This window comes from Oenococcus kitaharae DSM 17330, from assembly GCF_000241055.1.
Taxonomy (GTDB): domain Bacteria; phylum Bacillota; class Bacilli; order Lactobacillales; family Lactobacillaceae; genus Oenococcus; species Oenococcus kitaharae.
Genome location: NZ_CM001398.1, coordinates 1,002,364 through 1,014,855 on the forward strand (window position 1 = coordinate 1,002,364; position 12,492 = coordinate 1,014,855).

Consider the following 12,492-nt stretch of genomic DNA (forward strand, 5'->3'; position numbering starts at 1 on the left):
GCCTGCGGGTCTTTTTTATTACCGCTATAATTTTCATATGTATGATTTTCTGATCGGCCAGATCAAAACACATGGCGCCAATTATATTGGGCTGGACGTTAATGGTGTCGGCTTTAAAATTTTTACGCCTAATCCATACGGCTACAAGCAAGAGAGCCAAACGACGATTTTTACTGAACAAATTGTTCGAGAAAATGAGATCAGTCTTTATGGTTTTGCGACAGCTGATGACCGCAATTTGTTTCAAAAATTATTAAATGTCTCGGGTATCGGGCCAAAATCGGCTTTGGCGATTATTGCTGGTGGTGATCGCAATGGCCTGATCGCAGCTGTTGAACAAGGAAAACCAGACTATCTGACTAAGTTCCCTGGGATTGGCAAAAAGACGGCCCAGCAAATTGTGCTGGATTTGAAGGGTAAATTAGGCGCTTTACTGAGTGATCAAACAGATTTAGCTGTTGCCACGACCATGTCTCAAGCACTAGAAGATGCTTTAGCTGCTTTAGTCGCTTTAGGATTTTCCGAAAAAGACGTGCATCGGATTAACAAAAGTTTGGCAGCTTTGCCTGACTTAACAACGGACGCTTATATTCAAAAAGGGCTTAAACTATTAACTAAATGAATGAAGATGATAAAAAAATTTTAGATGCACAAGCATTGGCCGATGATAATGACGCCGAGTTGACTTTGCGTCCCCAGTATTTGAGCGAATATATCGGACAAAAGGAAATCAAAGATCAGCTGTCAGTCTATTTAAAAGCGGCCAAACAGCGCAAGGAAGCATTGGATCATGTTCTGCTTTTCGGGCCGCCTGGATTAGGCAAGACAACTTTAGCTGTCGTGATTGCTAATGAAATGGGTGCCAATATTAAGACGACCTCCGGCCCAGCGATTGAAAAGGCCGGTGATCTGGTGGCACTGCTTAATGAGTTGGAAGCTGGCGATATTTTATTTATCGATGAAATTCATCGTCTGCCCAAAAGTGTCGAAGAAGTTCTTTACTCTGCCATGGAAGATTTTTACGTCGATATCGTGGTCGGCCAAGGCGAAACGGCGCACGCGATCCATTTCCCTTTGCCGCCTTTTACTTTGATTGGTGCTACGACGCGAGCCGGCATGCTGTCGGCACCTTTGCGTGACCGCTTTGGGATTGTCGCTCACATGCGTTTTTATCCGGTCAGCGATTTGCAGCTGATTGCCCGGCGCTCGGCTGAAATTTTCAATACCTCGATTGCGGCTTCTGGTGCAGCTGAACTGGCTTTGCGTTCCCGGGGTACGCCGCGTATCGTTAATCGTTTGTTAAAACGCGTGCGGGATTTTGCTCAAGTGGCCGGCAAATCTGAAATTGACCAGCAGACGGTTAACTCGGCTTTAAATAAATTACAAGTGGATGGCTGCGGTCTTGATGAGACGGATCTCAAGTATTTGAAAACTTTGATTCAGCAGTATAAGGGCGGCCCGGCCGGTGTGAATGCCTTAGCCTCTAATATCGGTGAAGACACCGAGACTGTCGAAGAAATGATTGAGCCTTATTTATTGCAGATTGGTTTTATCCAGAGAACGCCGCGCGGTCGGCAAGCTACTGAAGCCGCTTACGAGCATCTGCATATCCCATATCAAACAGGGCTGCAGGCATAATTAAAGGGAGCCAAACGATGAAAATTTTGGTTACAGGGTTTGATCCTTTCGGCCCGGATAAAGTTAATCCTTCCTGGCAGACTGCAGCAGCCTTGCCGGACAAGATTTTTGGCAGTCAAATTATTAAAAAAATGCTGCCGACAGTTTTTGCTGAGGCAAAAGATCAGCTGGAAGCGGATATTCACGAAATCCAGCCGGACTTGGTTTTATGTTTGGGCCTGGCAGGCGGACGTTCTAAAATCACTTTGGAAAAAGTCGCAATTAATTATGTTGATGCTCGGATTCCGGATAATAGCGGTGCACAGCCAATTGGAGCCTTGGACCCGCTCGGTCCGGATGCTTATTTTGAAAATTATGAAGTTAAAGAACTAGTCGATCGTTTACAGCAGCAGCATCTGCCTGTGGCAATGTCTTTGTCAGCTGGGTCTTATGTCTGCAATGCGACAAGCTATTTTTTGTTAAACATATTGCATCATCAGTATCCAAAAGCGGTTGGCGCCTTTATTCATATCCCATATACGCCAGAAATGGGTTACGTTGATCAGCCCAGTTTGCCCTTAGCAGTTGATGCACAGACAATCACGGCTTATTTAACAGAAATGATTCAGGATTTAAAAGAGGAGAAACATGACTGAAGAAAAAACACCACACTACACTTTGAGCGATTTTGATTATGATCTGCCCAAAGAATTAATCGCCCAGACACCCTTAAAGCAGCGTGACAGCTCCCGCATGCTGGTTTTAAACGCTGACAGTGGTGCTTATGAGGACAAACATTTTTATGACATTCTTGATTATTTAAATCCCGGTGATGCTTTGGTGATGAATAATTCGCGTGTGATTCCTGCACGCTTGCACGGCTGGCGTCCTGATACGAAAGGGCATGTGGAGGTCTTGTTATTGCGTCAGGATCACGGTGATGTTTGGGAGACATTGATCAAGCCAGCCAAAAAATTTCCAATCGGTTCGACAATTGATTTTGGTGACGAAAATCAGACGGTCATGACTGGTGAAGTTGTAGGCGAACTCGAGCACGGCGGACGTTATGTTGAATTTCATTATGATGGCATTTTCATGGAATTACTGGATAAATTAGGCGAGATGCCCTTGCCGCCATACATTAAAGAAAAACTAGCTGACCAGGAACGTTATCAGACAGTCTATTCCAAAGTCGAAGGTTCTGCCGCTGCACCAACTGCCGGCCTTCATTGGACGCCGGAACTACTGGATAAAGTCCGTGCCAAGGGTGTTAAGACGATTGAACTAACTTTGCACGTTGGCTTAGGAACTTTTCGTCCAGTCGAAGAAGAAGATATCGATCATCACAAGATGCACTCGGAATTCTATCAGTTGAGTCAGCGGGCAGCCGATGAAATCAATCAGGTCCGCAAGCAAGGCGGAAAAATTGTTGCTACGGGAACTACCACGATTCGGACTTTGGAGACCATTGGCCATAAATTTAATGGCGATCAATATGGACAGGAATTAAAAGCTGATTCTGGCTGGACCGATATTTTCATCAAACCCGGTTTTAAATGGACAACTGTCGATGCCTTTATTACGAATTTCCACTTGCCTAAATCGACCTTAGTCATGCTGGTCGCTGCCTTTACAGGTCGGGAAAACATTTTGAACGCCTATGCCCACGCGATTAAAGAAAAATATCGTTTCTTCTCATTTGGCGATGCGATGTTCATTCACAGATAAATCCTGCTAAACAGCCGAAAAGCTGTTTTTTATTCGCTGCGATTCTAAAATAGAAGCATGTGCACATCGATTTTCCAAACAGCTGAAAATGGCCAGCATTTGTTTTCTCGGACGATGGATTGGGAAGGCCTATATGCTTTTCCAACGTTTTTATCGCGCAACTATCAGTGGCGCTCTGCTTTTGATGGGAAAACCTACAATTCCCGCTATGCCTTAATTGGCAGCGGTCATGCAGTTGCCGACCGTGCCGATATTTCTGATGGCGTCAATGAGCGCGGGTTATCAGTCCAGAAACTCACTTTTTCAGCCGGTAAAGATCATTTTGCTCAGAGCCGTAAAGCTGATCGTACACAAATTGCGCCTTTTGAGTTTCCTTTGTGGGCCATGACACAGTTTGATTCGGTCGCCTCCTTGCTGGCAGCTTTGCCGACATTGGAAATTATGAATGATCAAGAAGCTGTCCGTGAGTATGGAGAGGCTGATCTTCATTTTGCCGCGGCTGATCCGACTGGCCGTTTTGTGATTATCGAGCCCTTAAGCATGCCGATGCGCGTGATTGAAAACCCACTAGGCGTTGTGACGAATGCCGGTGATTTTCAAAAAGAGGCTGCTAAACTAGCTGATTATATGACACTGCTTCCGGAATATGCAGCTGGTCGGCTGCCATATAATTTGCAGCACGTATCGACTGGTGATTTTTCCGGAAAAAAGCAGTTTCCCGGCGGTTATACACCCAGTGCCAGATTCATTCGCGCAGCTTATTTAAAAGAACGCATGACGGCAGCTGCAGACGAACAGCATCAGCTAGTCGCAGCTTGGCATATTTTAAATGCTGTGACTGTGCCGAAAATGCCAGCTCGTTCGCAGACTTACACAGTTTACCGTTCGGCAGTCGCACTTGAATCAAAAACACTTTATTATGAAAGCTACGATAGTCAGCAAATTTACAAAATCGTTTTGGATGATCATTTGGCAGCTCAGACAAAAGCGATATCTTTTGAAAAACAAATTCGTGATTTTCATGTACAATCATTGGATTAGCTTGCGACGGCTGCGAGTTTTTGTTTTCCCGAATGGATTGATAAGATTAAGATAATGAGTTCTCTTGAAAAACAATTAGATCGTCAAAAACATATTCGAAACTTTAGTATTGTTGCCCATATTGATCATGGTAAATCCACGATTGCTGACCGCATTTTGGAAATGACGCATACGGTCGCTGAGCGGCAAATGAAGGCTCAGATTCTTGATGATATGCCCTTGGAACGCGAGCGCGGCATCACGATCAAAATGAATGCTGTTGAGGTACATTATGATGCCAAAGATGGCCAACGCTACATCTTTCATCTGATTGATACGCCTGGGCATGTCGATTTTTCCTATGAAGTTTCCCGGGCACTAGCGGCTGCTGATGGTGCTTTATTGGTTGTGGATGCAAGCCAGGGCGTGCAGGCACAGACTTTAGCCAATGTTTATTTGGCTTTAGATAATAATCTGGAAATTCTGCCGGTTATCAATAAGATTGATCTGCCTTCAGCGGATCCGGCCGGTACCAAAGCAGAAATTGAGGATGATATCGGTATTGATACGAGCGAAGCTGTCGATGTCTCAGCTAAAAGCGGCTTAGGCATAGACCGTTTATTGGAACAGATTGTTCATGTAATCCCGGCACCTAGTGGAGATTTATTAGCACCGCTGCAGGCTCTAGTGTTTGATTCAAAATATGACCCTTATCGCGGTGTTGTTTTGTCTATTCGTGTTAAAGAAGGGCAGGTACATGTCGGTGATAAGATTCGTTTGATGAATTCACAGACGGATTATGAAGTGACTGAGTTAGGGGTTTTCTCGCCTGATGCACGTCCTTTAGAGGAATTGATCGCCGGGGATGTCGGCTATTTGACAGCAGCGATTAAAGATATTCACAGCGCTCGTTCTGGTGATACGGTTACCTTGGCAGATCGCCCGGCAGCGCATCCTCTAAAAGGGTACCGGCCGATGACATCCATGGTTTATGCTGGTATTTATCCCAGTGACAACGCTCGTTATAACGATTTGCGCGATGCACTGGACAAATTAAGCTTAAATGATGCCAGCTTGGAATATGAACCGGAAACTTCAACAGCTTTAGGCTTTGGTTTTCGTGTTGGTTTTCTAGGCCTGCTGCACATGGATGTTGTCCAAGAACGTCTGGAACGCGAATTTGATTTGGAAATTGTCATTACAGCGCCGACAGTCACTTACCATGTGCTTAAAAGTGACGGTAGCGAAGTCGATGTTTCCAATCCATCTGAATTACCGGATGCCAGCCAAATTAAAGAAATTCGCGAGCCCTTTGTTCATGCGACAATCATGGTACCCGAGGAATTTGTCGGGCCGGTCATGGAATTAGCTCAGGCCAAACGCGGTATTTTTATCACGATGAATTATCTGGACAAATCGCGTGTCAATGTTGAATATAAAATACCCTTGTCGGAAATTATTTTCGATTTCTTTGACAAACTGAAATCATCGACTAAGGGCTATGCCAGCTTGGATTATAGTTTGGATGGCTTTGTGGCCAGCGATTTAAAACGGATTGATATCCTCTTAAATGGCGATAAAATTGATGCCTTGAGCTTTATTGCATACAAAGATTTTGCCGAGAATCGTGCTCGCGTGGTGACAAGCAAACTAAAAGAGACGATTCCGCGCCAGAATTTTGAGATTCCGATCCAGGCAGCTATTGGATCAAAAATCATCGCGCGGACCAATATTAAGGCTTACCGAAAAGATGTGACGGCCAGAATTCATACAGGAGATCCTGATAGACGTGCTAAATTATTGGACAAGCAGCGTCGAGGCAAAGCGCGTATGAAGTCAGTTGGTAAAGTCGATATTCCGCAGACAGCGTTCATGTCTATTCTGAAAAACGAAGATGATGAGCAATATAATAAGGGGCTTTCGTGATTGGCCATGTTAAAAAATTAATCATGTTTGCTTCGGGGATGATTTTTTTGGTCGTCCTTTTTTCACTTTTTTTCTATCTTTACAATCAGCCAAACAGTCAATTAGCCAGGCGCGATGCGGCTATTATTTACCGCGGGGCTTTAACGAATCGCTTAGATTCGGCCTACATTTATTCCGGTCGTCCAGTCAACAAGTCTGACTATATTCATAGTATTCAGATTAATTTGGGACGCAATCTTGTTTTAAGCCCATCTTTAACCTATAAAAAAATTCACTACCAGAGGCAAGCGGTACTGCATGATATTGCTGGTAAAATGTATCGTCTGCAATTTTCTAAAAGGCCAGTCAGTCTCGGCCGTATACTACTAAACAATACACATACAGCACGTGTTGATTATCAGGTCCAGAAAATCGATCTGGGCCGGATTTTAGATCATTTGATTAGTCTCTCTGAAAACGATTTGACAAAAGCACAGCGAAGCCCGCGTTTGTCAAATTTAAGCCAATCGCAAATTGCATTGCTTCAATATATTCTGATCTCAAACAACTGGCGGCGTTATATTGCCACTTATAATGGGAAGGCCCCAATTGTCCGATCAAGTTTTACAATGGTCTTTGATCCGAGAAAAAAGCGCTTTGTGATTGACCGCAAAACGCTGCAATTAATTCAATCAAGTGGGGTGTCTGATGAATAATCATATTTCAAATCAAGTTCGGCAGGCTGCTAAGAATCTTGTTTCGGAAAAACAAACTGCCTATTCTTTTAATCCTAAATTGCCTATTCCACAAGAAGGTGCTATTTTCAAAAAGGAAATCGGCCTGCCTGCTATTGGCGAGCATGATATTTTTGTCCAGGTGCAAGCAGTTTCTGTGAATCCCGTGGATGGCAAATTACGTACTGTCACAAATCCAAAAAAAGTTGCCGTTCTTGGTTACGATGCTTTTGGAAAAGTCCTTCAAGTCGGTAAAAGCGTCACACGCTTTCATGTTGGCGATCTGGCTTACTATGCAGGAACAACGGCCAGAAACGGCAGCAATGAACAATATCAGTCTGTTGATGAACGTCTGGCAGGCCATCCAGCTCAAAAACTGACCGCAACGCAATCAGCTGCTATGCCGTTAACCAGTCTGACTGCTTACGAAATTTTGGTTGACCATTTGGGGCTTGATTTTCAAAGCAAGTCGGCGCAAGGCAGCAAAATGCTGGTGATTAACGGTGCTGGCGGCGTAGGCTCGATTTTGGTACAGATGGCAGCCTATTTAGGCATTGAAGTGTCTGTCACTGCCCATTCGGAAGCTTCGATAAATTGGCTCAAACAATACCCGATTGACCGAATTTACGATTATCAGGATTTGAATGAGAATTTAGCCGACCAAAAGTTTGATTACATTGTTTTCCTGTATAACCCGGCGCCATATTGGCAGACAGCAATCGGACACATCAAGCCTTACGGCAGGCTGGTTTCAATCGTTGGGACAGAAACACCTCTAAATATGGGTCCCTTGAAGAATATTGCTGCCCAATTTAGTTGGGAATATATGTTTGCAAAGTCGGATTTCAATCACGATCCCTTGAGCCAAGGGCAAGCTCTGGACGAAGTAGCGCTGCTGTTAGATGCTGGTGTTTTAAAATCAACTTTGAATCAGACTTTTGATCATTTGAGTGCTGGCAACTTGATTCAAGCCTATGCACCGCTGGATTCAGGAAAAACACAAGGAAAGATTGTCTTAACGGCACCTTTCCAATAATTATTTTGAAAGTGAGCAAGCATGACAGCACGTTTTTTTCTTGAAGATCCCGCCGAGTTTAGTAGGGAAGCTTCAATTACACAAACACATAATCCGGATGTTTTTCATCATCTTAAGGATGTTTTGCGTGCTCGTGCTGGCGACCAAGTCGAATTAGTAGCGCAAGGGGCCGCTTATTTGGCATCGGTCAGTGATCTAACGGTTGATCGAATAAAATTCCAAAGCATTACTGCCATTGCTAAGAATCCGGAAATGCCCAAGAAGATAACTTTAGTGCTGCCGCTGCTTAAATCTGATCATCTCGACTGGTTGATACAAAAAGCGACTGAACTTGGATGCGGGCAAATTATCTTGACGAACTTTGTTTATAGTGTGGCTCAGGCTTCTAAAATTGATCGCAAGCTGCCTCGCTGGAAAAAAATTATTAAGAATGCTGCCGAACAGTCGCATCGCTTAGTGCTGCCGGATCTCTCTTTTCAAAAAGATTATCTTCAGACAGTTCGGCTTTCGGCCAGCCAGATTGGCCTTGTTGCCTGGGAAGAAAGCGCTAAATCCGGTGAAACCAGTAACCTGCACGCCTCCTTGCAAAAAGCCGCCCAAAATCCCGCTATTTCAGAGCTTGTGGCGGTATTGGGGCCAGAGGGAGGCATTAGCCGAAACGAAATCGCGCTTCTTCAAAATGCCGGTTTTATTTGTGTTGGTCTTGGTCCCAGAATTCTGCGGGCGGAAACCGCGCCACTTTATTTGCTCTCTGCAGCCAGTCTTTTGATAGAATTGAGCTAACTTATGGCGAAATTGATTAAAAAACGGTATTTATTCTGGTTTATCCTTTCTGTTCTTCTCAGTATTTTTGGGCCCTTGTTTTTTAGGCTGAATTTTTTAGACGGTTTTAGACGGATTGTTATTTTGTTGGGGTTGATTTTCGGCGGCTTTTCTCTTTATTCGGGCTTTTATTTCCGTCGTTATGGTTTAAAATTTTGGGGAATTTTTATTTTCCCACTCACTTTCAGTACAATTAATTTGCTTTGGCGCGTCTTGTTTGGCGGATCGCTGGTTTCGCGTAATTATGCCTATTTTTTTGCCGCATTTTACCTGGTACTGAGTTTATTTACTTTTGTCAGTGATGCAGATGATAGTGATAGCCACAATGATATGCCGGTTGATGGCGGATTTAAGGAGGTGAAATGATGGCACAAGTTGAGAATCGTTCTTTTCAAGAAGTTCATGATGTGTATAAAAGCTACTTGCCGGCGGATCAGGTCAAACGAATTGACGCAGCATATGAATTAGCAAAGAAGATGCATGCCGGCCAGAAACGCAAGACTGGTGAAGACTATATCTATCACCCGATTCAGGTTGCTGGTATCCTAGCTGATTTGAAAATGGATCCAGATACAATTATTGCTGGCTTTTTGCATGATGTCGTTGAAGATACGCCGGAAACAAATGAAGAAATTCAAGCAGCTTTTGGCGATGATGTCGCTCAAATCGTGGATGGCGTGACAAAATTAGGCCGTATTCACTATGAATCCACCGAAGAAAATATGGCTGAAAACCACCGCAAACTGTTGTTAGCGATGGCCAAAGATGTTCGTGTCATCATTGTGAAACTAGCTGACCGTTTGCATAATATGCGGACCCTGCAGGTTCATCGTTTGGAAAAACAGCACCGGATCGCCAGTGAGACATTGGATATTTATGCGCCCTTGGCTCATCGCTTGGGCCTTGCTAATATCAAATGGGAGCTGGAGGATCTCAGCCTGCGATACTTGGACCCAGACGAGTATCACCGGATTGCCAAAATGATGCATTCTCGCCGTGAGGAAAGGGATGCTGATGTCGCTGCTGCAACCAAACAAATTGATAAAGCGATTGCAGACTTAAAAATCGGTTCATACGAAGTGACCGGTCGTCCTAAACACATCTATTCGATTTATCGTAAGATGACCGATAAGCACAAACAGTTTTCAGAAATCTATGATCTACTGGCTATCCGCGTGCTGGTCAGTACGGTCGCTGATTGTTATGCTGCTTTAGGCGCTATTCATGCCAAGTGGAAGCCGCTTCCGGGACGTTTCAAAGACTATATTGCGCTGCCCAAGCCTAACGGCTATCAATCTCTGCATACGACGATTATTGGGCCAAACGGCCACCCCTTGGAGGTTCAGATCAGAACCTTTGAGATGCACCGCGTTGCCGAATTCGGAGTTGCCGCGCACTGGGCCTATAAAGAGAATAAAGGTTCCGACAAACGCGCCAAGGTTGCTGATTCCGATCAGCAGCATTTAAACGCTATCCAGGGCATTTTGGAATTACAGGAAGGCACCACGAACGCTGAGCAATTTGTTGATTCGGTCAAGGGCGATTTATTCTCTGATCGTGTCTACGCTTTTACGCCTAAAGGGGATGTTTTTGAGCTGCCGGTCGGGTCCAAACCGATTGATATGGCCTTTGCGATTCACTCTGATGTTGGCCTGCATACGGTCGGCGCTAAAGTGAATGGCAAAATAGTTCCTCTGGATTATGAAATCAATACAGGCGATATTGTTGAAATCATTACAGCACAGACACCGAAAGTCTCACGTGACTGGTTGAGTTTGGTTGCCAGCCGTCGTGCTCGCAACAAGATTCGCGCCTACTTCAGACAGCAGGATCGCGCCAGCAATATTGAAGGCGGTCGGCAGATGTTGGAGAAATATCTTCAAGACAAGCAATTGCCTGTTGAAGAAGCTATGACTGATGAGAACTTGACCCTAGCTGCATCTAAAATGCATCTTTTTTCCGGTGAGGATCTATTGGCCATGATCGGTTATGGCGAAGTTTCTTTGCAGCAAGCTGGTAATCGGCTGACAGAAGATATTCGAAAAAAATTGGCCGAAAAGAAAGCTGAAGAGGTTCAAGAAGCTTTACTGGCCGGCAAGGAAGATGCTGCTAAGGGCTTGATTCGCAAGGGCAGTGCTCCTGCAAAAAAGAACCGGCCTGAAGAGGATATTACGATTGCCGGCATCGATTCTTTGCTGATTCACTTGTCTAAGTGTTGTACGCCAATTCCAGGGGATGAAATTACGGGTTACATCACGCGCGGCAGAGGCGTGACGGTGCACCGTGCAAATTGTCCGAATATCAAAAAAACTCTGGAACAAAATGACCGAATTATTGCAATCGATTGGAATAATCCCGATGGCAACCGGCCCAATTACGATGCTGACCTGATTGTGACTGGTTCGGACAGGCCAGGGATTCTCAATGACGTGATTCGTTCGGTCAATGCTAATACTCATTATTTGAACGCTGTATCGGCTCGCAACGAAAAAGATGGTGCTGTGATAATTAGCTTAACTGTCGGTGTAAAGAATGTTGACCAGCTGCAGCATATTATTGATGCCATCGTTGGTGTCCATGATGTTTATGAAGCAGCTCGCGCATTCCATTAAAAAAACGATTTCTCTTAGGGGAAGTCGTTTTTTATTCGGTCTTCTTTAATTTCGGTTGGACATTATTAAACCAATCTTCTAAGGCGTTTCTTAGGTCATTAGCCACTGTTTGCCGGTAACTGTCGGACTGGATGTACTGGAAATCATTAGTATTATTTAAATAACCCATTTCCAATAGGACTGAAGGCAGATAACTTTCTCGAATCACATAGAAATCGCCAAATTGCGCACCGCGGTTGGCAATTGGTAAATTGGTAAAATGATCCTTAATAGTATTTGCTAATTCATAGGAATTGCTTGTATCTCGATGATAATAATATTCGGTGACGCCTGACGCCGCGTTTGCTACTTGGAAATTATCGTAATGAATACTGATAAAAGCGTCAGCATGATACTTTTTAGAAATATCTGTGATCTTGGATAAAGGCCAGAGCAAACGATCACTGTTGCGTGTCAAAATAACACGAGCACCTGTTGATGCTAGGGCATCTCGAATTTGACGGACGGTCTTTAAAGTATATGTTTTCTCAAAATATCTGGGATCTGTTGTACCGTCGACAGCCAAAGATCCCGGATCGGACCCGCCATGCCCGGCATCTAGTACAATGGTCGCCTCTGCCATTCGATCAGTTGTGCCGCTGGTACTACTGTTGTCCAAATGCCAACCAGCAATCCAGCCTTCATCACCTCTGGCACCAATTCGTACCTGCAGCCAGCCATGTGCCCGATTTAGGACGGTTAGACGCTGATTACGAGGTAGGATGGCCAGCTGATCATACATGGGCCCAGGACCGTTTCTTACAACCGTACGTGCGGCTTGTAAGCGGATTGTGTTGGCGCTAGAAAAAATTTTAAGTGTTGGCGAATCAGTCGCATACAAGGACATGATTAGCAGCGCGCAAGCAAAAACAAAGCCGGCAGAGATAAGTAAAGGTACTGGTTTTTTTAAAATTTGTTTCAGCACATGCAAATTATATCTCATGCCGCCTTTGGCAAATATTATCGCAGTGTTAAAATT

At 44.4% G+C, this 12,492-nt stretch carries 12 protein-coding genes; 11 read left to right on the forward strand and 1 reads right to left on the reverse strand.

The genetic code is table 11. The annotated features are described in order from the left end of the window. Positions 1-37: 37 nt before the first annotated feature. From ruvA to OKIT_RS05020, 11 genes are read left to right on the forward strand one after another with little or no spacing between them, the layout of a single operon-like run. On the forward strand, positions 38-622 hold the full coding sequence (gene ruvA / locus OKIT_RS04970) for a Holliday junction branch migration protein RuvA (RefSeq protein WP_007745833.1): 585 nt from the start codon (positions 38-40) through the stop codon (positions 620-622). Further along, complete coding sequence (ruvB, locus tag OKIT_RS04975) at positions 619-1,638, forward strand: Holliday junction branch migration DNA helicase RuvB (protein ID WP_007745834.1); 1,020 nt, start codon at positions 619-621, stop codon at positions 1,636-1,638. Before ruvA ends, ruvB begins: the two co-directional genes overlap by 4 nt. Positions 1,639-1,655: 17 nt before the next feature. Then, positions 1,656-2,273 (forward strand): pyroglutamyl-peptidase I, encoded by a 618-nt coding sequence (locus OKIT_RS04980; protein WP_007745836.1) that lies wholly within the window; start codon positions 1,656-1,658, stop codon positions 2,271-2,273. Further along, positions 2,266-3,345: a tRNA preQ1(34) S-adenosylmethionine ribosyltransferase-isomerase QueA gene (gene queA / locus OKIT_RS04985; protein ID WP_007745838.1), complete on the forward strand. Its 1,080-nt coding sequence runs from the start codon at positions 2,266-2,268 to the stop codon at positions 3,343-3,345. Before OKIT_RS04980 ends, queA begins: the two co-directional genes overlap by 8 nt. A gap of 57 nt (positions 3,346-3,402) precedes the next feature. Continuing rightward, the gene (locus tag OKIT_RS04990; RefSeq protein WP_007745840.1) at positions 3,403-4,386 is read left to right on the forward strand and encodes a choloylglycine hydrolase family protein; all 984 of its coding nucleotides are present in this window, start codon (positions 3,403-3,405) and stop codon (positions 4,384-4,386) included. Between the two features lie 54 nt (positions 4,387-4,440). Then, positions 4,441-6,291, forward strand: a complete 1,851-nt coding sequence (gene lepA / locus OKIT_RS04995; RefSeq protein WP_007745844.1) for a translation elongation factor 4 — start codon at positions 4,441-4,443, stop codon at positions 6,289-6,291. Then, positions 6,288-6,986, forward strand: a complete 699-nt coding sequence (locus OKIT_RS05000; protein WP_007745845.1) for a hypothetical protein — start codon at positions 6,288-6,290, stop codon at positions 6,984-6,986. The genes lepA and OKIT_RS05000 overlap by 4 nt, the downstream gene beginning before the upstream one ends. After that, positions 6,979-8,040, forward strand: a complete 1,062-nt coding sequence (locus OKIT_RS05005; RefSeq protein WP_007745846.1) for a zinc-binding alcohol dehydrogenase family protein — start codon at positions 6,979-6,981, stop codon at positions 8,038-8,040. The genes OKIT_RS05000 and OKIT_RS05005 overlap by 8 nt, the downstream gene beginning before the upstream one ends. A gap of 21 nt (positions 8,041-8,061) precedes the next feature. Beyond that, positions 8,062-8,823 (forward strand): RsmE family RNA methyltransferase, encoded by a 762-nt coding sequence (locus tag OKIT_RS05010; RefSeq protein ID WP_007745850.1) that lies wholly within the window; start codon positions 8,062-8,064, stop codon positions 8,821-8,823. Between the two features lie 3 nt (positions 8,824-8,826). Next, positions 8,827-9,228, forward strand: a complete 402-nt coding sequence (locus OKIT_RS05015; protein ID WP_007745851.1) for a hypothetical protein — start codon at positions 8,827-8,829, stop codon at positions 9,226-9,228. Next, the gene (locus tag OKIT_RS05020) at positions 9,228-11,474 is read left to right on the forward strand and encodes a RelA/SpoT family protein (protein WP_028291667.1); all 2,247 of its coding nucleotides are present in this window, start codon (positions 9,228-9,230) and stop codon (positions 11,472-11,474) included. Before OKIT_RS05015 ends, OKIT_RS05020 begins: the two co-directional genes overlap by 1 nt. A 31-nt stretch (positions 11,475-11,505) precedes the next feature. On the opposite strand, the gene OKIT_RS05025 is transcribed toward OKIT_RS05020, so the two are convergent. Beyond that, on the reverse strand, positions 11,506-12,438 hold the full coding sequence (locus tag OKIT_RS05025) for an N-acetylmuramoyl-L-alanine amidase family protein (RefSeq protein WP_028291668.1): 933 nt from the start codon (positions 12,436-12,438) through the stop codon (positions 11,506-11,508). Positions 12,439-12,492 lie beyond the last annotated feature (54 nt).